Source organism: Glutamicibacter sp. NPDC090743, assembly GCF_044769125.1.
GTDB lineage: Bacteria > Actinomycetota > Actinomycetes > Actinomycetales > Micrococcaceae > Glutamicibacter.
The window spans coordinates 183,952-209,524 of record NZ_JBIVXE010000006.1 but is presented as its reverse complement, the minus strand read 5'-3'; the positions used below and the strand labels follow the sequence as shown (position 1 = coordinate 209,524).

Annotated in this window: 22 protein-coding genes; 8 read left to right on the top strand and 14 right to left on the bottom strand. The window is 61.8% G+C overall.

Annotated features, from left to right (window positions below):
- Window positions 1-4: 4 nt before the first annotated feature.
- The 5 genes from fepB to purS all read right to left on the bottom strand — a co-directional run bounded on the left by fepB (window position 5) and on the right by purS (window position 6,071).
- Window positions 5-1,027: a Fe2+-enterobactin ABC transporter substrate-binding protein gene (gene fepB, locus ACIQTS_RS13990; protein ID WP_402473697.1), complete on the bottom strand. Its 1,023-nt coding sequence runs from the start codon at window positions 1,025-1,027 to the stop codon at window positions 5-7.
- A gap of 197 nt (window positions 1,028-1,224) precedes the next feature.
- A complete protein-coding gene (locus tag ACIQTS_RS13985) occupies window positions 1,225-2,604 on the bottom strand; it encodes a helix-turn-helix domain-containing protein (protein ID WP_402473696.1) in 1,380 nt (459 codons plus the stop codon).
- Window positions 2,605-2,755: 151 nt separating this feature from the next.
- Window positions 2,756-5,071 carry a phosphoribosylformylglycinamidine synthase subunit PurL gene (purL, locus tag ACIQTS_RS13980; RefSeq protein WP_402473695.1) on the bottom strand — a complete coding sequence of 772 codons (2,316 nt, stop codon included), beginning with the start codon at window positions 5,069-5,071 and terminating at the stop codon, window positions 2,756-2,758.
- Window positions 5,068-5,820, bottom strand: a complete 753-nt coding sequence (gene purQ / locus ACIQTS_RS13975; protein ID WP_102598680.1) for a phosphoribosylformylglycinamidine synthase subunit PurQ — start codon at window positions 5,818-5,820, stop codon at window positions 5,068-5,070. Before purQ ends, purL begins: the two co-directional genes overlap by 4 nt.
- Window positions 5,820-6,071, bottom strand: a complete 252-nt coding sequence (gene purS, locus ACIQTS_RS13970) for a phosphoribosylformylglycinamidine synthase subunit PurS (RefSeq protein ID WP_102598679.1) — start codon at window positions 6,069-6,071, stop codon at window positions 5,820-5,822. The genes purQ and purS overlap by 1 nt, the downstream gene beginning before the upstream one ends.
- A 220-nt stretch (window positions 6,072-6,291) precedes the next feature.
- Between purS and ACIQTS_RS13965 the strand changes: the two genes are divergently transcribed.
- Entirely contained in the window at window positions 6,292-6,702 is a 411-nt protein-coding gene (locus ACIQTS_RS13965) for a YchJ family protein (RefSeq protein WP_402473694.1), read from the top strand.
- A 3-nt stretch (window positions 6,703-6,705) separates the two neighbouring features.
- Here the strand turns inward: ACIQTS_RS13965 and ACIQTS_RS13960 are convergent, their stop codons facing one another.
- Window positions 6,706-7,698, bottom strand: a complete 993-nt coding sequence (locus ACIQTS_RS13960) for an ankyrin repeat domain-containing protein (protein WP_388024565.1) — start codon at window positions 7,696-7,698, stop codon at window positions 6,706-6,708.
- A gap of 179 nt (window positions 7,699-7,877) precedes the next feature.
- Between ACIQTS_RS13960 and ACIQTS_RS13955 the strand changes: the two genes are divergently transcribed.
- A complete protein-coding gene (locus ACIQTS_RS13955; RefSeq protein ID WP_402473693.1) occupies window positions 7,878-9,008 on the top strand; it encodes a methyltransferase domain-containing protein in 1,131 nt (376 codons plus the stop codon).
- Here ACIQTS_RS13955 and ACIQTS_RS13950 read toward each other — a convergent pair.
- The 3 genes from ACIQTS_RS13950 to ACIQTS_RS13940 are packed head-to-tail and all read right to left on the bottom strand — an operon-like array spanning window position 9,005 to window position 11,994.
- Entirely contained in the window at window positions 9,005-10,582 is a 1,578-nt protein-coding gene (locus ACIQTS_RS13950; protein ID WP_105657981.1) for a sodium:proton antiporter, read from the bottom strand. The genes ACIQTS_RS13955 and ACIQTS_RS13950 overlap by 4 nt on opposite strands.
- 48 nt (window positions 10,583-10,630) lie before the next feature.
- Window positions 10,631-11,062 carry a hypothetical protein gene (locus ACIQTS_RS13945; protein WP_402473692.1) on the bottom strand — a complete coding sequence of 144 codons (432 nt, stop codon included), beginning with the start codon at window positions 11,060-11,062 and terminating at the stop codon, window positions 10,631-10,633.
- A 32-nt stretch (window positions 11,063-11,094) separates the two neighbouring features.
- A complete protein-coding gene (locus ACIQTS_RS13940; protein ID WP_402473691.1) occupies window positions 11,095-11,994 on the bottom strand; it encodes a 3-methyladenine DNA glycosylase in 900 nt (299 codons plus the stop codon).
- A 77-nt stretch (window positions 11,995-12,071) separates the two neighbouring features.
- Between ACIQTS_RS13940 and ACIQTS_RS13935 the strand changes: the two genes are divergently transcribed.
- The 3 genes from ACIQTS_RS13935 (at window position 12,072) to ACIQTS_RS13925 (ending at window position 15,481) form a co-directional block, all read left to right on the top strand.
- Window positions 12,072-12,626, top strand: coding sequence for a DinB family protein (locus ACIQTS_RS13935; protein ID WP_402473690.1), 555 nt, complete (start codon window positions 12,072-12,074; stop codon window positions 12,624-12,626).
- A gap of 221 nt (window positions 12,627-12,847) precedes the next feature.
- A complete protein-coding gene (locus ACIQTS_RS13930; protein ID WP_402473689.1) occupies window positions 12,848-14,197 on the top strand; it encodes a TIGR01777 family oxidoreductase in 1,350 nt (449 codons plus the stop codon).
- A gap of 153 nt (window positions 14,198-14,350) precedes the next feature.
- On the top strand, window positions 14,351-15,481 hold the full coding sequence (locus ACIQTS_RS13925) for a ferrochelatase (RefSeq protein ID WP_400291172.1): 1,131 nt from the start codon (window positions 14,351-14,353) through the stop codon (window positions 15,479-15,481).
- Window positions 15,482-15,711: 230 nt separating this feature from the next.
- Here ACIQTS_RS13925 and ACIQTS_RS13920 read toward each other — a convergent pair whose 3' ends face one another.
- From ACIQTS_RS13920 to ACIQTS_RS13905, 4 genes are all read right to left on the bottom strand, one after another.
- Complete coding sequence (locus ACIQTS_RS13920) at window positions 15,712-16,092, bottom strand: twin-arginine translocase TatA/TatE family subunit (RefSeq protein WP_402473688.1); 381 nt, start codon at window positions 16,090-16,092, stop codon at window positions 15,712-15,714.
- A 160-nt stretch (window positions 16,093-16,252) separates the two neighbouring features.
- Window positions 16,253-17,653 carry an LCP family protein gene (locus ACIQTS_RS13915; protein WP_402473687.1) on the bottom strand — a complete coding sequence of 467 codons (1,401 nt, stop codon included), beginning with the start codon at window positions 17,651-17,653 and terminating at the stop codon, window positions 16,253-16,255.
- Between the two features lie 167 nt (window positions 17,654-17,820).
- Window positions 17,821-18,714: a LysR family transcriptional regulator gene (locus tag ACIQTS_RS13910; protein WP_332730626.1), complete on the bottom strand. Its 894-nt coding sequence runs from the start codon at window positions 18,712-18,714 to the stop codon at window positions 17,821-17,823.
- Window positions 18,715-19,024: 310 nt separating this feature from the next.
- On the bottom strand, window positions 19,025-20,449 hold the full coding sequence (locus tag ACIQTS_RS13905) for a CitMHS family transporter (RefSeq protein ID WP_105657989.1): 1,425 nt from the start codon (window positions 20,447-20,449) through the stop codon (window positions 19,025-19,027).
- A gap of 186 nt (window positions 20,450-20,635) precedes the next feature.
- On the opposite strand from ACIQTS_RS13905, the gene ACIQTS_RS13900 reads away from it, so the two are divergent.
- Together ACIQTS_RS13900 and ACIQTS_RS13895 are read left to right on the top strand one after the other, a co-directional pair.
- A complete protein-coding gene (locus ACIQTS_RS13900; protein WP_400291178.1) occupies window positions 20,636-22,330 on the top strand; it encodes an ATP-binding protein in 1,695 nt (564 codons plus the stop codon).
- Window positions 22,327-22,998 carry a response regulator gene (locus tag ACIQTS_RS13895; RefSeq protein ID WP_105657990.1) on the top strand — a complete coding sequence of 224 codons (672 nt, stop codon included), beginning with the start codon at window positions 22,327-22,329 and terminating at the stop codon, window positions 22,996-22,998. The genes ACIQTS_RS13900 and ACIQTS_RS13895 overlap by 4 nt, the downstream gene beginning before the upstream one ends.
- Before the next feature lie 12 nt (window positions 22,999-23,010).
- Here ACIQTS_RS13895 and ACIQTS_RS13890 read toward each other — a convergent pair whose 3' ends face one another.
- Window positions 23,011-23,766, bottom strand: coding sequence for a phosphotransferase (locus tag ACIQTS_RS13890; RefSeq protein WP_402473686.1), 756 nt, complete (start codon window positions 23,764-23,766; stop codon window positions 23,011-23,013).
- A 139-nt stretch (window positions 23,767-23,905) separates the two neighbouring features.
- Between ACIQTS_RS13890 and ACIQTS_RS13885 the strand changes: the two genes are divergently transcribed.
- A complete protein-coding gene (locus ACIQTS_RS13885; protein ID WP_400291182.1) occupies window positions 23,906-25,513 on the top strand; it encodes an alkaline phosphatase D family protein in 1,608 nt (535 codons plus the stop codon).
- Window positions 25,514-25,573 lie beyond the last annotated feature (60 nt).

Genomic DNA, 25,573 nt, shown 5'->3' with positions numbered 1-25,573 from the left:
TGGCCTACTTGCCTGCGTTCAATCCCGGGAACTCGTTCTCGAAGTAGTCCAGGATGTCGTTGGAGGAGTAGTAGTCCAGGCGGAAGGAGTTGGCCAGCGGGAAGATGTTGCCGCTGGTCACCGAGGGCAGGTTGGACAGCGTCGGATCCGCGGCGAAGGACTTCGCGGTCTTGTCGTTGGCGGAGATCAGGAAGACAGAATCGCCGGTGGCGGATTCGGACAGGCCTTCGTAGCTGGTGAAGGCGAAGTCCTCGCGCTTCTGGGCGGAGGTGTCGAACTGCGCCGGAGGCTCGATGATCTCGAAGCCCATCGCGCTGATCAGGGCCGAGTGCGGTCCGCTCTGCTTGCCCACGGGGGAATCGGTGCCCTTGTTGTAGGAGACGATCGACGCGGTGCTGCCGGCCGGGATGGCCAGCTTGTCCTTGATCGCGGCGGCGCGCTGGTCGAATTCGCTGATGATCGCTTCGGCGTTGGCTTCGGTGCCGGTGGCTTCGGCCAGCTCCTCGGCCAGCGACTTCCAGTCCTTGTCGCCGTAGTTGACCACGTAGGTCGGGGCCAGCGACTGCAGCTGCTCGAGGTTGTCCATTTCGGAGTCGGCACCGGAGGTGGAGACCACGATCAGATCCGGATCCTGGGCCACGACGGCCTCCAGATTGAAGTTGCCCAGCTGGTAGACCGGTGCCACCTCGCGCTCGACTGCCACGTCGGCCCACTGGGTGAACCATCCGTTCTCGTCGCTCTGCGGGCTGATGGCGGCGGTGGAGGAGCCGACGACCGGGGCATCCAGGGCCAGCAGGGTGCCGGTGGTGGACACCGTGGTGGAGATGATGCGCTCTGGCTTGGCCGGGATCTGCACCTCGTTTCCGGCGTCATCCGTTAGCGTGCGCGGCCAGCTGCCGGTGTCCGCGGAATCGGCGGCCGGGGACCCGTCTGCTGCGGCCGTTCCGTCCGCGGCGCAGGCGCCAAGCGAAAGGGTGAGGGCCGCCGCGGCGGCCAGGGATGCGAATTTGCGAGCGGATGAACGCACGGGGGTTGCTCCTCGGTGGGTATCCGCGCCGAAACACGGCGCGGTGGAGTTCAAGGGTGACGGTCTCCCACCTTAGCCGGAGTTAATTTAGGCTCACCTTGCCCCGATGGAGCCGACGGAGCGTTTTCCACCGGCAATTCCGGGATTACCAGCGGTTTCCGGTGATGGATCGAGAAGGCTAAGATGTCGTTAAGTGATCAAAAAATGTCCGTTGGGAGGGTGTAGTCTGCCGGCTTGGGACGGCGTCCGCGCGTCTTCGCATAGGCGCGGGAGAAGTTCCCGGCGTCGCTGAATCCGAGCTGGAGGGCGACCATCGGCACCGTGAATCCTGCATTCAGCAAGGCTTCGGCATGCTGGAAGCGGGAGGCCTGGCGCCAGGCGCGCAGGCTCATGCCGGTCTCGGCGCTCCAGCGCCGCTGCAGCTGGCGCAGGCTCAGGCCATGCTGCGCGGCGGCAGCGGACGCCGGCAGCTTGCCCCGGGTATCGGCGGCCAGGGTGCCGGCCAGCGAACGCATTTCGGCAGAGTGCGGCCAGGGCAATCCGGGATAATTCGGCACCAGCTGCAGCAGCTTCACGGTGTCGAGCGGGTCGAAGTGGACCGGACGCAGCAGCGTGATGTGCGAAACCGCGCGGTGCAGCATGGCCTGGAAGAACTCGACCGGCAGCTGGCAGGGCATCCGGTGCTGCTGCCCGGACGGCAGAGAACCGGCTGGCAGGGACAGCGGGATCAGCAGCGAGCCCTGCTCGATCTGCAGGCGCAGGGACTGCCCGGCAGGGACCAGCATGAATTGCCCGCCCTGCAGCTGCTGGGTGCGTTCGCGTCCGGTGCCTTCCCCATGGGCCAGCTGGCAAATGCTGGCTCGTCCGCGCACCGCCCAGAGCACCAGATCCTGGTTGGCAAGGTTCATCCAGCGGGTGGTCAAGGCCGGAGGCTGGCTGGCGCTGTGCGGAAGCACGCGGTCCAACGCGCCGAGCCGTGCCTGCTGGCGCCATTGCCGGAAATTCAGTCCAGTTTCGGCGAGGAATGCGCGGCGCAAGGTCCGTTCGGACACCGCGAACTTCCGCGCATAATCGGCCAAGTGCAGCGTGCCGTGCGGATGGGCCAGCAGGTGGGCGACTACCTTCCGGGCTGCGCTGTGCCGTGGCATGGCCAGCGGAACGGGCCGGGTGGAGGAGGGGGAGGCGACGGCGAAATGCGCCAGCGTATCGAGCACCCGCTGCGCACTGGCCTGGCCCTGGTGCACGGGCGAGAGGGTCAGTAGCATCAGGTGGAACATCCACTGCGATTGGGCCGGCGGCACGTTGATCAGCCGCCACCCGTCGCCCAGCCTGTGGTTGGACGTTGTCCTGACCATGATCGACAAGGCCAGGGAGTGGGCATCATGCTCCACCTTGTGCGCAATGAACCGCGGGATCCACAGCGCTTGGCCGGCCTGCAGCAGCTGCACCGTTTCCTCGAAATGCACGCGCGCCGTCCCGTTGCTGACCCAGACCACGATGCTGTAGGTCAGATTGCATTTCCAGTTCACCACCACTGGCTGCAGGGCCGCGGCGGGCAGCCCGTCGGGTTCAGCCATGGTCAGATCCTTTGGAAGCCGGGAACGGGAACTGTGGTGTTCCCAGATTATCGTTTCCGAGGTGCGGCGCGCGCGGGGACAGCCTGGGTGCAGATGGACAACGGCGGCCCTCCTCGATGAGGAGAGCCGCCGTTGACAGGTTGGCTGGAGCCTAGCCGAAGTACTTCTTCATGGTGCCTTCGGAAGCTTCACGCAGCTCATCCACCGAAACGGTGAACTCGCCCTGGACTTCCAGGACGCCGGACTGCGCATCGACAATGCCCATGCGGGCCACGGTGACACCGCGGGCACTGGTCATGTCGTTGAAGCGGACCTCTTCGCTGCGTGGAACGGCAACCAAGGCGCGTGCCTGGGACTCCGAGAACAGCGCGGTGAAGGAATCGATGCCGTCACGCTGCTTGATCTCATCCAGGGCCACGCGAGCGCCAACGCCGTAGCGCAGGACCATCTCGGACAGCGCTGCAAGCAGGCCGCCCTCGGACAGGTCGTGCGCGGCGTCGATCATGCCGTCGCGGCTGGCGTTGATCAGGATTGCGCCCAGTGCCTTCTCGGCAACCAGGTCGACCTTTGGCGGCAGGCCGCCGAGGTGGCCGCGCAGGTTGGCGAACTCCGAGCCGTCCAGTTCATCGGCGGTGGTGCCGATCAGGTAGATGGCCTGGCCGTCGGCCTCTTCGCGCCAGCCCGAAGGGGTGCGGCGAGCGACGTCGTCGAACTTGCCCAGGGTCGCAACCACAGGGGTTGGGTGGATGGCCTTGTCGCCGGTCTGGTTGTACAGCGAGACATTGCCGCCGGTGACCGGGACGCCGAGCTCCATGCACGCATCGGACAGGCCGCGGATGCCCTCGGCCAGCTGCCACATGACGTCGGGGTCCTCCGGGGAACCGTAGTTCAGGCAGTCTGAAACCGCCGCAGGGATCGCACCGGAGGTGGCGACGTTGCGGTAGGACTCGGCCAGCGCCAGCTGGGCACCGGCATACGGGTCCAGGTAGGTGTAGCGGCCGTTGGCATCGGTGGCGATGGCCACGCCGAGTCCGGTGGACTCGTCGATGCGGACCACGCCGGCATCATCCGGGGCGGCCAGCGCGGTGTTGCCGCCGACGTAGCGGTCGTACTGGTTGGTGATCCAGGACTTGTCGCACATGTTCGGGCTGGCGATCAGCTCCAGGGCGGCGGCCTTCAGCTCTTCGCCGGTAGCTGGCAGGTTGGCGCCGGCTTCCGAGGACTTGAAGGTGTCAGCCTGCAGCGCATCCTGCCACTGCGGGCGGGCATACGGGCGGTCGTAGACCGGGCCGTCGTGGGCGACGGTCTTCGGGTCCACGTCCACGATGACTTCGCCATTCCAGGTGATGATCAGCCGATCGGTGTCGGTGACCTCGCCCAGCCAGGAGTACTCCACGTTCCACTTGGCCATGACGGCCTCGAACGCTTCGATGTTCTGCGGGGTGACTACGGCCATCATGCGTTCCTGGGACTCCGACATCAGGATTTCGCCCGGGGTCAGGGTGGAGTCGCGCAGCAGCACGTTGGTCAGCTCGACCTGCATGCCGCTTTCGCCGTTGGAAGCCAGTTCGCTGGTGGCGCAGGAGATGCCTGCGGCGCCCAGGTCCTGGATGCCCTCGACCAGCGAGGCCTTGAACAGCTCCAGGCAGCACTCGATGAGCACCTTCTCAGCGAACGGGTCGCCCACCTGGACCGCCGGGCGCTTGGAGGGCTTGGTGTCGTCGAAGGACTCCGAGGCCAGCACCGACGCGCCGCCGATGCCATCGCCACCGGTGCGCGCACCGAAGAGCACGACCTTGTTGCCCACGCCCGAGGCGTTGGCCAGGCGCAGATCCTCGTGGCGCAGTGCGCCCACGGCCAGTGCGTTGACCAGCGGGTTGCCCTGGTAGATCGGGTCGAAGACGGTTTCGCCGCCGATGTTCGGCAGGCCCAGCGAGTTGCCGTAGCCGCCGATGCCCGAGACCACGCCGTGCACGACGCGCTGCGAGTCCTCGTGGTCGATCGCGCCGAAACGCAGCGGATCCATCACGGCGATCGGGCGGGCGCCCATGGAGATGATGTCGCGCACGATGCCGCCGATGCCGGTAGCGGCACCCTGGTACGGCTCGACGTAGGAAGGCGAGTTGTGGGACTCGATCTTGAAGGTCACGGCCCAGCCGTCGCCCAGGTCGGTGACACCGGCGTTTTCGCCCATGCCGACCATCAGGTCCTTCTTCATTTCCGGGGTGACCTTCTGGCCGAACTGGCGCAGGTGGTTCTTGGTGGACTTGTACGAGCAGTGCTCGGACCACATGACCGAGTACATGGCCAATTCAGCGGCGGTCGGACGACGGCCCAGGATCTTCACGATCTCGGCGAACTCGTTGTCCTTCAGGCCCAGCTCTGCCCATGGCAGTTCTACATCCGGGGTGCCCGCTGCGTTATCGACGGTGTCGATATTGAATTCCTTAGTGGCTTCCTGGCTCACTTTTTGCCTCCAACAAGGTGGGTCAGAACGCTGGTGAAGAATGCCAGCCCGTCGGTGCCGCGGTGGTCCGGGCCGAAGCCGGCCTCAATGGCGTGCTCCGGGTGCGGCATCAGGCCGACAACGTTGCCGGCCTTGTTGCTCACGCCGGCGATCGAGCGGCGCGAGCCGTTCGGGTTCCAGCCCACGTAGGAGAACGCGATGCGGTTTTCAGCTTCGAGCTCGTCCAGGACCTTCTCGTCGGCCACGTACTGGCCATCCTGGTTCTTCAGCACGATGGTGATTTCCTGGCCGGCTTCGAAGCCGTTGGTCCATGCGGTCTGGTTGTTCTCCACGCGCAGCAGCTGATCGCGGCAGATGAACTTCAAGTGGTCGTTCTTGATCATCGATCCGGGCAGCAGGTGCGACTCGGTGAGGATCTGGAAACCGTTGCAGATGCCCAGCACGGGCAGCTTGGCATCGGAGTTCGCGGCATCTGCGATCTTCGCCATCATCGGTGCGAAGCGGGAGATCGCGCCGGCGCGCAGGTAGTCGCCGTAGGAGAAGCCGCCGGGGATCACCACGGCGTCGACATCCTGCAGGTCGGTGTCGGCGTGCCACAGGGACACCGCTTCGGCACCGGCTGCGCGCACGGCGCGAGCGGCGTCGCGGTCATCGAGGGTGCCCGGGAAGGTCACCACGCCGATGCGCGCTCCGGAAAGTTCAGTGCTTGGCGTTGAATAGTCGCCAATCAGGGGAAGTTCGGCGCTCATTAGTCTTCGAATACCTCGACGTTGACGACATCTTCGATCACCGGGTTGGAAAGCAGGGTTTCTGCAGCCTCGCGAGCCTGGGCGAGGATTTCTTCGGTCACCTCGCCGTCCACGGACAGTTCAAAGCGCTTGCCCTGGCGGACAGCTTCGAAGGAGGTGAAGCCTAGGCGGGGAAGAGCTCCCGCGATGGCCTTGCCCTGAGGGTCAAGGATTTCTGGCTTGAGCATGACATCTACAACGATGCGGGGCATCCGGCATATCTCCTGTTGGCGAGGTTAAGTTAAATGCCACACGGAGATGCCGTCTCACACCAGGGGGATTTGGCGCTCCGCGAGCTTGCCTTCATAGTCTACCCGTGAATGTGACGGGGAAAACGTCCCTGTGCGCGATAGCACCGATATCCTGCGGTTTAAGTCATGTGATCTTAGGCTCACGGGTTGTCGAAGCGTGCTCGACGCGTATGCTGAAACTGTGAAAAATGCTAGTCAAACCGTCTGCGCCTGCCGAGTCCTGGACGCTGCGAAGCTGTCCTACGAGAACTGCTGCAAACCCTTGCATGACGGAAGGGAAGACGGCTCCTTGCTGCCGCAGACCGCGGAGCAGCTGATGCGCTCACGCTACAGCGCCTTCGTGCTGGGGCTGTCGCAGTATTTGCTGGCGACCTGGCATGAGAGCACGAGGCCCAAGGAACTGGACGTGGATTCGCAGATGCGCTGGACCGGCTTGGAGATCATTTCAACCCGTGCTGGCGGCGCGGCGGCCTCCCGCGGGGTGGTGGAATTCGCTGCGTACTATCGCGACGGCCGGCATGAAGCGCAGCAGCATGAGGTCAGCACCTTCGTGAAGCAGGACGGCGCCTGGTTCTACCTCGACGCCCTCTAGGATTCAGCGCTTGGCTGCAGCCTGCAGCATGGTCAGCATCTGGCTCTGCTGGCGTTCACGCGCTAGCTTGAATGCATCAGAACCGGAGTGGTCCTCCAAATGCGGGTCCGCCCCGTTGATAATCAGCAAACGCGCGATGGTGATGGCATTGGCGGTGCCCTGGCCCAGGACAATGGTTTCGTGCAGGGCCGTCCAGCCCAGGTCATTAACCTGGTCTACCGGGATATCGGTGCGGAGCAACTGGCGTACGGCCTGAACCCGGCCATTCTCGCTGGCGACGGTCAAAGCGGTCCCGCCCATGCGATTCACCGCCGTGAGGTCGGCCCCGCCGTCAATGAGAAGCTTCAGCGTTTCAACCTGGCCATTGGCGCTCGCGCGCAGGAACGGCGACTCGTAGAAGTCGTCCTTCTTGTCGGGATCCGAGCCTGCTTCGAAGAGGGTCTTGGCGATGGCAGGGTTCTTGTTGATGACTGCACGCATCAGCGCGGTGCGACCGGCCTCGTCCTGCGCGTCGAGGTCAGCTCCATCCTTGAGCGCCGCCTTGACGTCCTTCAGCTTGCCTCGATTCACTGCAGCGAACAGCTGCGTGGTGGCCTTGGACATTTCGGCCGCTGAACTGGGAAGCGCCTTGATGGAGGCACCAGTGTTGGCACCCGAGGCCAGGGGCGACAGCGATGTCTTGGAGCTCTCGGGCTTGGCCGGAGTGCCGGCGGGCTGCTTGGCTGAATTGCTCGGAGTCGTGGTGGGAGCAGTGGCATTGTTCCCGGTTGGAGCCGGAAGCGGGACGCTGGAGCTTGCTGCGGCCTTGCTCGGAGCGGGCAGGGATTTTTCGGTGGCACTGCTGGAAGACGGGGCGGGAACCGGGGTGGAAGAAACTTCATGAGCCTGGGGTGAAGAAGCGGCGCAACTCGTGCAGGCGCCGATCACGGCAGCAAGGGGGAGTGCAAGCAATGCAATGCCACGGCGATGCGTGGATAGCCCGGTATGAAGTGCCATCTGTCCTTTCGCGGTTAAACAACCCTTCCCCGTATGGCTTTCGCATCATGCAGGGATTCTGCTCAGTAACTTTTGATCAATTGAGAGCTTAGCGGCCAAAGCTGAAAATTTGCGGTCAATCAGCGCCAAGATTTCTCTGTGCTCGGTGCCGGCCGATCTTCGCTAAAATCATAAGCACCATGGAATGCCTTTACTTTTCTGCCTCCCGTTGCCGCTCATGCACCTTGATGACGGTGCCTTACGCCCAGCAACTGCAATCAAAGGTAGCGGATTGCCAGCAGCTGCTGGCCGGCTTCCCGGGCCTGGAATTCCTTCCGCCCCAAGCCAGCAGCGAACAGGGCTTCCGCAACAAAGCCAAAATGGTCATTTCCGGAACCACCGGCCAGCCGACCATCGGCATCCTGGATGCCGACGGCCACGGTGTCGATCTGCGCAACTGCGGAGTCATCGCAGCACCGCTACGTGCCGTATTCCCGGTCATCGAGCAGTTCATTCATGATCTGAAGCTCATTCCCTACGACGTTCCCAAGCGCAAGGGCGAACTCAAGCATGTGATTCTCACCCTGTCGGATACCGGCTCGGTGATGGTCCGTTGGGTATTGCGCACCAAGAAGCATTTTGTGGCACTGCGTGATTCGCTGCCGCAGTTCCTTGAGCAGCTTCCACGCCACAGCGTGGTGTCGGTGAACTTCTTGCCTGAGCACAAGGCAGTGCTGGAAGGCGAAGAAGAAATCATTCTTACCCGCCGAACCACCTTGGAATTCGGGCTGAACGGCGTACCGATGCACCTGCGCCCCCAGGGCTTCTTCCAGACCAACAGCGAGATCGCTGCCGCCTTGTACCGGCAGGCCCGCCAATGGATCAACGATGCCAACCCCGAAAGCGTTTGGGATCTGTACAGCGGGGTGGGTGGTTTCGCACTGCATTGCGCTACCGAGGACCGTACCGTGTACGGCATCGAGACCAGCGGGGAAGCCGTTGAATCGGCAAAGATCAGCGCCAAGACCATGGAGCTGGATGACATCCATTTCAGGGTCCAAGACGCAACCGAATTCGCGCTGGGTGCCGGCTGGGCGCCAGAGGCGGTAATCGTGAATCCTCCGCGCCGCGGTATCTCCGCAGAGCTATCGAAGTGGCTGAACGAGTCCGATGTCCAGCACATCATTTACTCCAGCTGCAACGCGAAGTCACTGGCCAGGGACCTGGAGCGTTTGGAGAACTACGCTCCGCAGCAGGCTCGCGTCATGGACATGTTCCCGCAGACCAGCCACTACGAAGTCATCGTGAAGCTGGAGCGCAAGGCCGCCTAGCGATCCAGGGTTGCGGTGCGCCGGTCAAGGCGGCCGACAATCTCGTCAACGATGTGCGGGTCGATATTCGGTTCGCGGCGGGCCTTGAGCAGCTCGTCGCGGGCGGCTTCCAGGGCGATGGCCTGGATCGAATCGGCCTTGGCGATCACCGCGCGAATCTGCGTGTACTTTTCGTCCGAGATCGCATCGTGCGGATCCGGGTCCTTGGCCAGGATGGTATGCAGCGAGTTCATGCGCCGGCGCACCGCCTGCTGGTAATTCTCCGGCAGCTCTTCGAGCTGCACGTTCTTGCGCAGCGCCGCCAGTGCGACAGCCTCGGCGCGGCGGGCTAGGGCCCGGCGGGCACGCTTGGCATCTTGCTCGTTGTTGCGCAGCTTCAGCACGCGCATCAGCGCTGGCAAGGTCAGGCCCGGGAGCACCAAAGTGCACAGCAAGACGGAGCAAGCGGCGACCACCACGAAGTTGCGTCCCTCGATGGCCGAGCCATCGGCTGCGACCTTGGGCAGTGCCAGGGCCAAGGCCAAAGTCGCCAGCCCGCGCATGCCGCACCAAGTGAGCACCAGCGCATCCTTGCGCGCAGGAATCTTGGGCTTGCTGCGGTTGGGCAGGTAGTAGGTCGCCAGCATCCACAGCGCACGCACTGCGATGACCACGAAGCAGATCGCAGCGATGCCCGGGATGAAGCCGATCAGGTTGCTGCCTTCCTCCTGGATCACCTGGTTCATCTCGATGCCCATCAAGCCGAAAGCCAGGCCGGTGGCCAGCAGCTCGAGCACTTCCCAGAAGGATTGCCGGGTTAGGCGTTCGGCAGAGTCCTGTGGGCGGTCCCGCCGCACCATTTCAAGGGCCGTCACCACCACTGCGATGACCCCTGAAATATGCAGCTCCTCCGCAATCATGTAGACCGCATAAGGTGCCACCAAGGTGGCCGCGCAACGCGCTGCGAGGTTGGGAACGAAACGGTTCAAGGCGCCGATGGCCCAGCCCATGGCCAGACCCAGGACTACCGCCCCTGCGGCACCGAGCAGGAACTGCGGAATGATTTCGAGTCCGACTTCCGAGCCATTCAGGGTTGCCTGGACGGCCAGCTGGAAGATCACGATGGCCATTGCGTCGTTGAACAGGCCCTCGGTTTCCAGCAGGGACGTCAGGCGCCGCGGCATTTTCACCTTGGTGGCAATCGCATCCACCGCGACCGGGTCAGGCGGGGCCACTACTGCGCCCAACGCCAATGCCAGCGGAATGGAAGCGATGGGGGAGAAGGCCAGCGCGGTAGCGGCCACGGTGCCTGCTGTCACCACGATGAGCACCACGGCCAGCCGGATCAGGGCCTTCCAGCGGAAGCGGAACACCGACCAACTGCTGCGCTGGGCCGTAGCGAAAAGCAAGGGCGGCAAGAAGATCGGCAGGATCAGCTCGGGCTCAATATGCATTTCGGGCATGAACGGCAAGAAACCTGCCAGCGTCGCGAAAATCAGCATCAAGATCGGGTAGGGCAATTTAATGCGTTCCCCGATGCCGACAATCAAGATCGTGGCGAATAGCAGCGCGATAACCAGCAGGAAAAACTCCATAGTCTTACTATTCTAGTTTCTCCGCGCAGTTATTCAGGGGTTATCGACTCATGTTTTCACGGAACCAAGTAGAAATGAGGCGGCATCCCAACGATCGATGGCGCAGCCGTTATGCCGGGAAAAGCTCGTATTCACCGTCTCGCCGTGCAGGGTTCCGCTTATTTCGGCCCGTTGCGGTCCACCGTATATTTCGGTGCAGATTTCTTGGGGATCAACTTCTCCGGCAATGGCACCGGGTTCAAGCTCGAGCTGCAAGCAAGCTTTGGATGCGTTCGGCAATGTGCTGGATTCAGCGGCTTGTTCGCCGGTGCATTCCAGGGAGTACTGCTGTGAAATCTCGCTGCCGTCATCGCGAATGGTGATTTCCAATTGGGTCTGCGGCCCCTGTCCGATGCTGGTGGCGCAGGAAGCCAGCAAGAGGCCCACGCAGCCGAGCGCGATACCGGCCGGAATCAGGCGAAGGCCCCGTGCAGTAACCATGGATCAATCTTGCCTGCGGCCGCGAATAAGTTCTAGTCTTCCGGGAAGATTGGCAGGTTGTTGGCGACTTGCAGCAATTGATTGCGCAGCGAGTCGGCACGCTGGGCAAATTCCTTTTGCAATCTCACGTACGCGGCCTTGCCCTCGGGAGTTTCAATGCGGATGGGTTCATGGCCCCAATCGCCCAGATCATAGGGGGACGCCTGCATATCCATGGTGCGAATGTCCCAGGCGAGCTCGAAGCAGTCCATGACCAAGTCGCTTGGCACCGCAGGGGAGAGCTTATAGGCCCACTTATACAGATCCATATTGGCGTGCAGGCAACCGGGCTGTTCCAGGTCGCGCTGGGTTTCCCTGGTCGGCTGCAGCTCGTTGAGCTCGATCGCCTGGGGAGTGTAGAAGCGGAATGCATCGAAGTGGGTGCAACGGATCTTGTGGGTTTCCACCACTTCGTCGGTTCCCTGCGCACCCAAGCGCAGCGGGAGATATTCATGGCGGATGCCGTTGACCTCGGATTTGTAGGCCATCGCCCATTCATGCAGGCCGAAGCAGGAGAAGTTTCCTGGCCGCTGCGCGGTGCCGGCCAGAATGATGCGGGCAAACTCGATGGCCCGGGCACGCGCCTTGCCGAATGCCTCCGCATCGAAGTGGTATCCCGTACCGTGGCCGGTTTGGACTCTGCGGTAGAACTTCCACTCGCCGCGTTCTTGGGCCGCGTCTCCGGCTAGAACCACGTTCATCCCTGGATGCCAGCGGTAGAGCTGGCCCGGCTTTTGCGTGTAATAGGTGAACAGGAAGTCCTCGATGGGATGCTTCTTGCCCTTCATCCGCCGTTCCACGAAAGGTTCGCCAAAGGCCCGCGCCCGCGCTTCATGCTCAGCGGCATGCGGCATCCACTGCGAGGGTTCCAAAATGGCGGCGGTCAGAGGCATACTTCTAATTATTCAATTCATGGGCCGATGAAACCAGTTTGGTACGTCAACTCACACTTCTCGCAAAGGGGTACGCCATGGAAATCCTGCCTCCCTGGGAACCGCCAATGAGCGGCTCCGACGAGCAGCATCTGTTCGGGATGCTTGACAGGCTGCGCGCCACCTTCAGATACAAGGCCGAGGGGCTGGACATCGAACAGCTGGCAACCAAGTTGCCCAGCAGCCAGCTCAGCCTGGGCGGATTGCTCCAGCATCTTGCCCTTGTCGAAGATGAGAAATTCACCTACTTCATTGCCGGGCAACGACCTGAAGTCCTCCTTGGGTTCACTGCCAACGGGCGCGAGCACTTCGTGGTTGATCTGGAAGAGGATCCGGAGAATCTTTATCAACGCTACGACCGGGCCGTGGCCAAAAGCCGGGGAATCCAGCAGTCCGTTATCGAGGAAAGGAAGCTGGACACGGGCTCGGGGTTGGCCTTCGAAGGCAAGCATGCGTCGATACGCAGAATCATCTGCGACCTGATTGAAGAGTATGGGCGGCATGCAGGGCATGCGGATCTCTTGCGTGAAGCCATCGACCGGCGGGTGGGCGAGGATCCTCCCTTCGACTATCTTCCTGCATGGTATGCCTAGCTTTCTGGTTGCATTGGCAGCCGCTTCGGGCAACAGCCGGCCCGTTAGTTGTCCGCAATCAAGCTCTGTCCAGAAGTTCTTGTTCCTGCTCCAAGTCTGCCGGGATAGCGTGCTGCAGGAAACCGAGGGATTCATTGCGGCGCCGGACCAGACATTGCGACGGAATCCAGCAATTTCCCATCCTCGGGAACCGGCCTGCCTAAAGCCTCTAGGATGGGGCCATGAACACTGAGCGCTCCAGCCAACTTCCGGCATCTGCATCCGTTGTCTTCGACTGGTTCTCGCGACCCGGGGCCATGCAGCGGCTCTTGCCACCGTGGCTTCCGCTGAAGGTCATTGAAGAAGCCGGTTCGCTGAAGGACGGGACGGCCGTGCTGGGCCTTCCCGGCGGAGTGCTGTGGAATGCCAAGCACCAGCCTGAGGGGTTCGCGGAGAACCGCAGTTTCGTCGACCAGCTTGAACCCGAAGGGGTTCGCGGCCTTCCTGCCCGGGTGGTGCAGTGGCGGCATGAGCATTACTTCGAGCCCGCGGGCGCACAGTGCACGACCGTGGGTGACTGCATCCAGTCGAATATGCCAGGACGGCAGATCGAATCGATGCTTGCATACCGCCACCGCCAGCTGGCAGACGATTTTGCCGCACACCAGCGGGCGGCGCAGGCCGGGTTGAAGCCGCTGGTGATAGCGCTGACCGGTTCAAGCGGATTAGTCGGACAGGCTTTGTGCGCCTTCTTGTCCACCGGCGGGCACCGGGTCGTCAAGCTCGTGCGGCACGAGCCGGAATCGGCAAGCGAACGGCGCTGGAATCCGCTGGATCCTGACCCGGGCCTGCTCGATGGCTGCGACGCGGTCATCCATTTGGCCGGAGCCAGCATCTTCGGCCGGTTCAGCCAAGCACATCGGCAGGCAATTCTCTCCAGCCGCATCGAACCGACCCGATCCCTTGCCCTGCTGGCGTCACGTTCAGGTGTCCGGACCTTCATCAGCGCTTCGGCCATCGGATTCTACGGTGCTTCAGCCGGACCGCACCCATTGGACGAGACCGATTCCCCGCGGGCCGGGACTCCGGATTTCCTGGCTGACGTGGTGGACCGCTGGGAACGTGCGGCGAATGCGGGGGACAGCGGCATGCGCCGGGTGCAGATCAGGACCGGTATCGTGCTGAGCCCCAGAGGCGGGATGCTCGCCGTTTTGCGTCCTGTATTCTCCGCAGGCCTGGGCGGTCCCCTGGCAGGGGGAAAGCAGATGCTTTCGTGGATCGGGCTTGATGACCTGCTGGACATCTACCATCGCGCGCTCTGGGATTCGCAATTGGCAGGTCCGGTCAATGCGGTGGCACCGCAGCCGGTGAGCAACGCCGAATTCACCAGGGCCTTGGCGCGCGCAGTGCGGCGGCCTGCCATCATTCCGGTTCCTGCCGCGGCTCCCAAATTGCTGCTGGGAGCCGAAGGGTCCCACCTTCTGGCCATGGCTGATCAGAAAATTGTCCCCCGCAAATTGCTCGATGCCGGTCATCAGTTCCGCAATGAGCGCATTGAGCTGGAACTGGCTCATAGCCTGGGCAGTCGTTAGGGGTCGGCGACGCCCGCTGGCGATTCGGAGGCAAAGCAATTATTGTTAGCTTGGCTAGATAAAAGCTAATCTAGGTAATTGCTTGCGACTGCCAGCTCCGGGGAGTTTTGCCCATGGCGGCAGTTGCCCGAGAAGAAAGCGTGGACGATCCCGATGGGAAACATGCAGGTAGCGCCGTTTGATGCAGTTGTGCTGATGTCCTTTGGCGGGCCGGAAAAGCCCGAAGATGTCCTGCCCTTCCTGCAAAACGTTACCCGGGGACGAGGGATTCCGGACGAGCGCCTTGAAGAGGTGGGCGAGCACTACTACATGTTCGGCGGAAAATCGCCGATCAATGAGCAGAACCAGGCTTTGCAGCAAGCCGTTCAAGAGGAATTCGCAGCCCGCGGCATCGATACGCCACTGCTCTGGGGGAACCGGAATTGGGAACCGTACCTCACCGAAGTGGTCGGAAACCATGCGCGCAGGCACGGCTCGAGAAGGTTCCTGGCCATCGATACGTCGGCCTACTCCTCATATTCCTCGTGCCGGCAATACCGCGAGGATTTCGCCGGAACTGTGGCGGCACTGCAAGAAGAGGGCCTCGAGGTGGTGATCGATAAAGTCCGGCAGTACTACAATCATCCGGGATTCGCTCATGCGCAGTTGGACTGCGTGCGGAAGGGATTGAAGGAATTCAAGCAGCTCGTCGGCGGCCTGGACCGCAACCGGCACAAGATCTTATATGTCACCCATTCGATCCCTACTGCGATGCAAGAATCATCGCAGAAGTTCACCGCCGGCTACCAGCGGCAGCATGAGGAGCTCATGGCCTGGATTGGCGGGGAACTAGCTGGTGAGGAGCAGCTGGATGCCGAACTGGTGTACTGCTCCCGTTCTGGATCCATGCACACTCCCTGGTTGGAACCGGACATCAATGACCGCATGCGCGAGCTTGCGGAAACTGGAACTGAGGGCGTTCTGGTTGTACCCCTCGGATTCGTTTCGGACCACATGGAGGTCAAATTCGATCTGGATACCGAAGCGGCAGATACCGCGCGCGAGTTGGGGATGGCGTTTCTCCGTGCCGGCAGTGTTGGCACCTCACCGTCGTTTGTCAGCGGCTTGGTCGATCTGGTCCTGGAACGGGCAGCGCAAGTGCGTGGCGAGCAGCCGGAGTCATCGACCATCGCCGGAAGCAAAGCGCTGGGCCCGGGCAGTGGCGCCTGCTCCCTGAATTGCTGTGAAGGCACTACTAGGAAAAATACCGTTCCGAATTGGAGCGCCGGCGTGCCTACAGGCTAGGCCGGCAGCAGGCTGGTGGCCGATCCCGGGAATCCTTTTTCGGCCGGCCATCACGGTTGGCCGACGAATCAGCGAAGCTGGACCGGTTGCGGATAGATGCCGGAATCCGTGCGATCCGGATGAAGGAACCGGGTGGAGCTTTGGGGACTGCGATGAATGAGTCCTGTCCACCGGTCCGTATTCACTGCTCGCGCGGCCAGCGGACACTTGCGGCAAGGAGCAATGGCGTCCTAAGTGCTTTCTTCGTCAAAAGGGGCTGGGCCGGAGGGTGCTGGCGATGATGATGAACTCCCGATCTCGGGTCCCCTTGAGCGGGCAGAATCCGGGAATCCTTGGGCAGGCGGCTCTTCGAGTTGATCTCGCAGCGCTTCGCTGATGATCCTTCGAGGATCATATTGCCGCGGATCGAACTTCTTCAGATCCATGTCCGCGAAATCCTCGCCAAGCTCCTCGCGGAGTTGTTCCTGGGCACCAGAGGCGAGTCGGCGCAACTCGCGAATCAGCGTGGCTAGTTTCCTTGCGTAGTCGGGCAATTTTTCAGGTCCGAGCAGCACGGCCGCCAAAATGGCCAGCACGATGAATTCATTGCCATTGATGCCTGCAATGCTCACTGTGAATCACCTCGCTGCAAGGGACGCGGTCAAACGGAATTGGCAGGTGCAGCCCAGCCGGAATACGAAGGCCAACAGCCGCGGGCAAACGGAGATTCGCCTGGCAGCCATCGCGGTAGGGCAGGATTTTCCGGTGGCGCGGCCTGCCCTTGGGGCCGGCTCAGCCGCAGAGTTTCTGGTCTGCTTTGCGGCTGTTCACCTTGAGAGGCTGCTTTTCTGGCCGCCCCAGGTTTTGGTAATCCTGGCCCAGGATCAATTCGATGCTTTCGACATCGGCGACTGTTGCCTCGATGTCGAGATCGACTGTTTTGGCGAATGCGTCGGCTGTTTTCCTGGCTGCATCAGTATCCGGAATCAGCAGCCGTGTTTGCGCCTGCAAGGACGCCGCGGTAGTGATTGAAGTGACGGTGAAGCCTTGCTCCGTGGCTTCGTTGGCGAATTTGCCGGCCAGTCCGCTCACTCGCGCTGCGTTGGCTATGCTGACAGGCAGCTGCCGGGCGGAGGCTTTCGCCGTGGCAGTTTCTCCTGCATCCGATTCGGAGCCGGATTCGGACTCGGAATCCGGATTCAACTGGATGTCTTGCTTGATGCGTTCAAAGATGAGGGTCGCGTCCGGAGCCGGGACCACCCGGTTGGCGTTTGATGGCGCAGGCTGGGTCGGCAAGGTCATGAAGGTGATCTTGTCCGTGGGAACGTCCTTAACCCGCGCAGCCAATCCTGCAAGTTCCGGTAGCGAACTCAGTTCCGGGTCCACGGTCATCGAGGAGGTAATCGCGTCAAGGAAAGAGTAGAGCCGGTCCGGGCGTGCGAGAACTTCCTTGCTGGTGGCACGCTGGACTATTGCGGACATGACCTTCTGCTGGTTTCCGAGCCGAGCGAGGTCGCTTCCATCGCCAACGGCATGGCGGGTCCTGGCCAGGGCAAGCGCATCGGTTCCGTCCAGCTCCTGCAGCCCGGCTGGAAGATCCAGGTTTGCTTTCGGATCGGTCATTGGCTGGGCCAGGCACACGCTGACCCCGTCGAGTGCGTCGATGATTGAAATGAATCCCTCGAAATCCACCTCAATGAAGTGGTTCAGGTGAACCCCGGTGAGCGCTTCCACCGCGGCGACAGAGCATGCGGGACCGTAATTCAGCGCAGAATTGATCATGCCGTATCCTCCGGCATAAGCGCCGGACCCGGTATCCGCGCAGGCCGGGCGCTGCAAAACGGTATCGCGTGGGATCTGGACCGCCTCGATGCGCTCGTTTCCTGGCGACAAGTGGACAAGCAGCATGGAATCGCTGCGTCGGGAGCCGTTATCCGTGCCGAAGCCGGTGGAGCTGAAATCCCGGCTATCGGAACCGAGCACCAGCAGATTCAGGCCTTCGCTGGAGTCCGGGACATCCGCTTCAGACGCCCTGAGCGCCGAGACGGAAATATTCCCCTGCAGGCGCAGGAAGGCAATGCTGGTCGGCACCACTACTGCCAGCACCAGCGCCGCTGCAATGATGGCAGCTACCCGGCGCCGCGGCCGTTTGGAACTACGCCTGGCAGAGGAAGGTGTTCGTTGGGAATTCACGATCTTGCTCTCCTTGGTAGGACCATGGCCGGATTACCCATCAAGCTGACCACGTGGAACGCCGCTGGAACCAATAGCATGGTTGAGCCGAGCCATGCATGCGGCGCATGAAAGGCCGATTTCGCGCGCAGGTTCGGGAGAGCGGAAACCGCCTGGAGATCTCTGTCTCAGAGGTATTCGAGGAATTCGCCCAGCGCCGGATTACGGTATTCTTCGCGGCGGTAGATGACGCCCAGGGGCCTGCTGGCTGGCAAGCTCAGCGGGACCTGCTTGCCGCCGAAGATCACGGCGGTGCTGGCCATGATCCGTGGAACCAAGGTGATGCCGCCGGCGGCGATGCCCAGATGGACCAATGCGTCGCGTTGCGTTGTGGTGATGAGCCGCGGAGCGGTGGCCTTCAAGCTCCGGTAAACTTCGTCGGTGATCTTGCGAATCGAGGTGCCCTGGGGGAGGGTGGCCAGAGTCAGGGAATTGAGCAATTCAGGGCTTAGCCCAGTGTCCGGGTCCACCTCGGTATCCTCGGATACGACGGCCGAGAATTGCTGATCGCGCAGGGATTTGCCGATGAGGTCCGCGGGGATGCGCTCGTTCACGCCAAAAGCCACATCGGCACGATTCAGGCGAAGCGCATCGGCAAGCTGCTCGTCGTCCTCCACGCTCAGGATCTCTATCCGGACACCGGGGTGCTGGCGATGGAAGGGGCCGATGTACTCGGGCATGATTCCTCCAACCAGGGAGGGCAACCCCGCGATGCGCAGGGATCCGGTGGCCAATGCACGCGTGGAGGAGGCGATGGTTCCGATCGCGGCGACTTCACGCAGTGCGCGGCGGCCGGCAGGAATGATGCTCCGGCCAACCTCGGTCAGCACCATGTCCCTTCCAGCGGCCCGGAACACGGGCATGCCAAGAGTGCGCTCCAGCGCGCTAATGCGCCGGGACAAGGAGGGCTGGGAGATGCCAAGGATATCCGCGGCGGCGGTGAAGGAACCATAGTCCACAATCATGACAACCGCTTCGAGCTGGGCTAGGGAGATGCTGTTGTCCAGAGGTTCTCTTTCCATGCGCTGGAGCCTTCCTTTGCGTCGGGAGAAGACGGTTGAATTCGCGGTGTGGCCCAGTGGCGTGTCCATCCGGTCCAGGGGAAGCACGCGCTGTGCACGTCTTGCCCTGCCTCCAGTTTTTCACGGGAAACTGTGCTTGCTGAACCGGCGCCCTGTGCAGATGGTCAATGCTCGAATAGCTGCATGCGGCAGCCTCCGGCGGGCTGCCAACGGGGTCAGCCCGGGTTAAACACCGGACTCCGTGCCACCCGCTTGGAAATGTCCGGGTGGCACGGAGCCTGGCTGACGACGGACCTTTGGTCCTGGGGCGTTAGCCCATGTGGATGACACCAAGGAGCATGCCCGAAGCGAGCATGACCAAGGAGACCACCAACGCACGCCACAGCACCTTTTTGTGGTGATCGCCCAAGTCCACACGAGAGAGCGACACCAGCAGCAAGATGGCTGGAACGAGCGGAGACTGCATGTGCACTGGCTGTCCGGTGATGGAGGCGCGAGCCATATCCACCGCTGGTACACCGAAATGCGCGCCGGCTTCGGCGAGAACTGGCAAGACGCCGAAGTAGAAGGCGTCATTGCTCATCAGGAAGGTAGCTGGAATCGAAATCAGCCCGGTCAGTACTGCCATGTATGGACCCATGGAGGTAGGAATGACATCCACCAGCCACTGGCTCATGGCATCAACCATGCCGGTGCCGGAGAGCACGCCGGTGAGCACTGCCGCGGCGAGCACCATGGAGACCACGGCAATGATTTCGCTGGAGTGCGCGGCGATCATCTTCACCTGGTCGGAGACCTTGGGGAAGTTGACGATCAAGGCGATCGCGGTACCCACCATGAACAGGTAGGGCAACGGAGTGACATCGACTACCAGCAGCACCATGATGGCGACGGTCAGTGCCAGGTTGAAGTAGAAGGTCTTGGGGCGCAGGGTCTCGCGATCCGGATCCAGGACGGTGCCGTCCAAGGTGGAAGCTTCGGTGCCATCGCCCTTGCGAGCCACGGATTCCAGTACGGCCAGGTTGCCTCCGGCAGGGGAAGTGCCAGCAGGGCTCTTTCCTCCGGTTGGGGTGGAAACGTTGCCGCCACCGAGTTCGGTGCCCCAGATTTCCGGACGCTCGCGCTGCAAGCGGCGGCGTTCGGATACGCCCATCTGCCATGCGAACAGGGCAATGACAATGAGGGAAATTCCCAGCGCAGGGAGCATCGGCACGAAGATTTCCGAGGCGTCAACGCCAAGTGCCGCTGCCGCGCGGGCCGTTGGGCCGCCCCAGGGAACGATGTTCAGCGTGCCATTGGTCAGGCCTGCAACGCAGGTCAGGACCACTGGGCTCATGCCCAGGCGCTGGTAGATCGGCAGCAGAGCCGCGGTAACCACAATGAAGGTGGTCGAGCCATCGCCATCGAGGGAAATTACGCCGGTGAGCAGCGAAGTGCCCATGACGACCTTGGCGGGGTCGTTGCCCACTAGCTTCTGGATGCCGGAGACCAATCGGTCGAACAAGCCGACGTCGATCATGATGCCGAAGTACATGATGGCGAACATCAGCAGGGCTGCGGTACTGGACATGTCCTTGACCGCGTCCATGACCATGTCGCCAAGGCCGAATCCAGCACCGGTGAACAAGCCGAAGATGGTTGGAACCAGAATCAATGCCAGCAGCGGCGTCATGCGTTTTGTCATGATCAGCACCATGAAGGTGGCGACCATGAGGAATCCGAGTACAACGAGCATTGACCCGACCTCCATTTCAGTGTGAGTGAATCCTTAGTCCCCACAAGCTAGGAGGGGCACCCATTCAAGGTACGTGTCGGTGCTCACTTTGCGCGTCTTGTGCTTATTGTTGAAGGCTTAAGTTCTTTGCCAACTTTTTGCTCATTAAAATCACGAGAGTGGAAAGATGGGTTTATGCTGGGTGGCATGTTCCGTTCTGGCGCCGGCACCCGGCATTTCGCATCACGCATCATGCGACTTCAATTCCTGGTCGTAGGTGTTCTGATTGTTCTCGTTACCGCCGGAACGCTTTTCGCCAGCTATGACCGCGTCTATTCGAAAGCCGAGGATACCTCGCTGACCATAGCTCGTTCGGTGGCCGTCTTGCCGGAAGTAGTTGAGCAGGTCTCGCACTATGCAAAGCTGGACGAGCTGGATGCCAAGGCGCTCGCCGATGGAAAACTGCAGCAACTGGCAAACGCTGTCATTGGGCAAGAGCAAGCGTATTTCGTGGTGATTACCGAGGACCGCGGACTGCGCTTGAGCCATCCGAACCCCGAGGAACTGGGCCAAATGGTTTCTACTGACCCGGTGGCGCTGGAAGGCATTGAAGCGGTCTCCCGGGAACACGGAACCCTTGGTGAATCGGTGCGCGCCAAGGTCCCGGTCTACAGTACCGCGGGTGCGGTCATCGGAGAGGTTTCCGTGGGCGTGACCACTGACTCCTTGACCGGGGCACTGCTTGGGTCCTTCGCCTGGATTGTATTGTTTGCGGCGATTTGCGCAGCCTTGGCAGTGCTTGCCGGACGAGTCACCGTACGCCGTTTGAAGCGCCAGACCCTTGGGCTGGAACCGGCCGAAATTGCCCAGCTTGTCAGGGACCAGCAGGCCGTGCTCTACGGTGTTACCGAAGGTGTCATGGGCATTGGCGCCGATAGCCGGATTACCGTGCGCAACAGGGCCGCCAGGCAATTGCTGGGACTGCCGCACCGCACCGAATTGGAGGACGTGGTCGGCCGCCACTTTGAATCCGCTGGTTTGGATCACCGGCTGGTCAGGGCGATCAAGGAATGCGACCCGGCACCGGTGCGCTTTGCGGCCAATGGCAACTCGCTCATAGCCCGCGTGACCAAGGTCGACCGTGACGGAGTGGACCTCGGACTGGTCGTGCTGCTCCATGATGTCACCACCCTTGAAGCGTTGGGAACCAAACTCGATGCAGTCCAGGACATGGCCGATGCGCTGCGCGCCCAGCGCCATGAATTCGCCAACCGAATGCACGCAGTCCTCGGGCTGATCAACTTGGGCAAGATCGAACAGGCAGAAGACTACCTGCGTGAGGTGATGGAATCCGGGCCGAAGATCGCTCGGGTTCCCGGGCTGGAGGCCATCCAGGACGCTTACCTCTCGGCGTTTATTTCGGCGAAGGCGGTGCGCGCCCACGAACAAGGCATAGAACTGAGAGTGTCTGCCCAATCCATGCTTTTCGGACACATCGCCTCGGCCCACGATGCCCAAGACGCCACCGCAGTCCTGGGGAATCTGCTGGATAACGCCTTTACGGCAGCTCTTTGCACAGATGCAGAACCCTGGGTGGAAATCGACTTGCTCTCCGAAGGGAACACCTTGCACATCGCCGTGGCCGATTCTGGACCCGGCATTACCACCGACGAGGATATCTTCGCCCGGGACGTCAGCACCGGGTCACATCTGGGTGGCGATCATGGCCATGGCGTCGGATTGCCGCTGATCAGACGGCTCGCCCAAGCCCGCAGCGGGGACGTCTGGATAGCGGACCGCGGGACGGATGGTTCCGGGGCAGTTATCGCAGCAAGATTGCCGGCGGTACTGGTGGAGCCAGCCAATACGGAAAACGACGAGATTGAAGGAGCGCAACATTGAGCGAGAATTCCAGCGGCAACTACCGGGTGCTAATTGTCGATGACGATTTCCGGGTAGGAGAGCTGCACGCTGAGATGGTCAACGCCATCCCCGGGTTCCAGGCCCTGGAGCCTGTGCAGGATCCGCGTGTTGTGCCCAAAATGGTGCAGAGCCTGAAACCTGATTTGGTATTGCTGGATCTCTACCTGCCGCATGTCAGTGGAATCGAGCTGTTGAGAGAACTCGATGTTGATGCGATCATGATTTCCGCGGCGATTGAACCGAAGAATATTGACAAAGCGCTGCGCTCGGGCGCACTGGCGTTCATCATCAAGCCCTTTGAGGCCAAGACCCTGGCCGCCAAGCTCAAAGGCTGGGCTCGCTATCGTCGCCAATTGACCGGGACCGCGGAGTTCAACCAGCAGGGCGTGGACCGGTTGTACCGGGCGCTTCAAGGGGGCGAAGAAACCAACGCATCGGTGGGTGCCGCCCCCACCGAGCAGGCAGTTCTTTCCTGCGTCAAGGATGCTACCGAACCCATGAGCGTCGCCGAGGTCGCGGAGGCAATTGGGGTTGCCCGTGCGACAGCGCAACGGTATTTGGCGGCGCTGGTGGCCAATGAATCCCTGGAGCTGCAGCTTGGATACGGAACTCGTGGCCGTCCCGAGCACCGTTACGTGGCACGCTAGCGGCTCGGCCTCCTAGGTTGCGTCCCAGACCTTTCGGTAGAACGACACCTTCCGCTCATCGGGTTCGATTCCGTACCCGGCGTAGACATGCTGTTCGAAACCAGGCCCGTAATTCCACTCGGTGCTCCATGCGGCAACGGCGAGATCCGCCCAGCGGTCTCCGACACCCAATTTCCCCATATCCACATGCGCGCTGAAATCATGGCTATCGGTGATGATCGTGTTGGGCAGGCAAGCATCGCCATGGCAGACCACAAGATCAAGCTCCGGGATTTCAGCCAGCAAAGCAGCTTGCTCCTGGGCAGGCAGGTGCTGGATGCGGGATTCCAGATCCCAGCTGAAGGGGCACTGGTCGACCGGCAGCCGATCGTGCAGGTGGCGCAGACCGGCGCCCACTGCATACGCGGATCGCGCCGGATCGCTTTTGCCAAGCTCGCTGACTGCACTGTGCCCGGGCAATGCTGCCGTGACGAGCAGCTGGCCGTCAGCATGCTGTCCGCAGCTGAGCACTTCGGGGACTCTGATGAATTCTCCCGCCCACCGCATGCGCAGGGCTTCAGCCAGGAGATCGCCGTCCTCTGCGGGAGGGCATCCCGGCGACCACTTGGCGAAGCGCATCTGCTCGCCCTGTCCAATCCGGTATGTTATCCCGCCTAATGCGTTCTGCCAGATACCCTCGATTTCCGCCTGGCCGGCTGCAGTGCGCGCAGCCGGAGGAATTGGGTGGCCAGCGGACGGCGGGCCAGAAATGACTTGAGGTGAACTCATTTTTCCAGTCTGCCAGTAATGGGCGTGCTTTGGAGTTCAGGATCTCTGGATTCGTGGCGTGGACTGGACACGAATGATTTCTCTTGGTGTTCATCTGGGCTCAAGGAAATGGCTGATCAAGTCGTGAACACTGAATCCCATGAATAATATTTCGCGACGCAAATTGCTCACCGGCGCCATTGGCGCAGGTGCATTGACCTTGGTTGGGCCCACTGGAGCAGCGCTGGCTTCCAGCAGTCCCCGACTCGTGCGTTCCCGCCTGGGATTGACCAGCGGATTTTCCATGGGGGATGTCTCTGCCAGCAATGCCGTACTCTGGGCTCGCAGCTCCGGGGAAGGCCGCTTGCGCGCGCAGCTGCGTGCGGTGGACGAAGCAGGGGAAATCATCCGCGGCCGTGGATCCTTCGCCAAGACTTTGCGCGGTGCCTACGCCCGCGAGGCCACTGACTTCACTGCAAAGATCAATGCCGAGCATCTGCCTGCCGGTACCCGTTTCGCAGTCAGCATCGGTTTCGAGGACGATAACGGCACCCTTGGCGAGACTCAGAACGGCTGGTTCAGCACCGCACCGGCGTTGACCGGTCGCCGCAACCACGACGCCTCCCGTGCCCAGAGTTTTGTGTGGTCCGGCGACACCGCTGGCCAGGGCTGGGGCATCAACGAAGAAATCGGTGGCATGCGCGCCTACGCGGCCATGCATGCAACCAAGCCGGACTTCTTCGTGCACAGCGGCGACACCATCTACGCCGACGGTCCGATTGCCGCAGAAGTTGTGGAACCGGACGGCCAGATCTGGCGCAACTTGGTCACCGAGGAAGTCTCCAAGGTGGCCGAGACCCTGGCCGAGTACCGTGGGCGGCACCGCTACAACCTGATGGACCACAATGTGCGTGCCATGTATTCAGAGGTTCCGGTGATTGCCCAGTGGGATGATCACGAGACCCATAACAACTGGTGGCCGGGTGAGGTCCTCGAAGATGAGCGCTACACGGTGCGCGATATCAACACCCTTGCCGCCCGTGGCCGCCAGGCCTGGCAGGAATACCAGCCGATCGCCGACCCGCGCGCCATGCGCGCAGGCACCGGATTCGAGGCGGCACGCATCTACCGCAAAATCTCGCGTGGTCCAGCAATGGACCTGTTCGCATTGGACATGCGCAGCTACAAGTCCGAGAACACCACCGGAATGGAAGAGAAGTCCACTTCAATTCTCGGCGAAGAGCAGCTGAATTGGCTAGTCGATTCCTTGGCCAAGTCCAAGGCAACTTGGAAAGTCATTCTCAACGACCTGCCGCTGGGCATCATTGTTCCGGACGGCAAGGCGCAGGAATCAATTTCCAACGCAGACCACGGCGCACCACTAGGCCGCGAGCTGGAACTTGCCCGCCTGCTCAAGGCCATCAAGGACCGCGGCATCAAGAATGTCGTCTTCCTGACCGCGGATGTGCACTATTGCGCGGCGCACCACTACTCTCCAGAGCGTGCAGCCTTCAGCGAGTTCAATGAGTTCTGGGAATTCGTGGCCGGTCCAGTCAATGCCGGTTCTTTCGGGCCGAACCAAATGGATGGCACTTTCGGTCCACGCGTGGACTTCTCGCTGGCTGGCACCACCAACCAGTCGCCGCGCGATGGCAAGGGCCAGTTCTTCGGCCACGTCGACCTCGATGAGCAGGACCTGTTCACCGTCACGCTGCGCAATGGCTTGGGCGAAATCGTCTATACCAAGACACTGGAACCGAATAAATAGCAGTTAATAGGGAGAACGCCTGCGAAACAGTAATTGTTTCGCAGGCGTTCTCCCTATCAG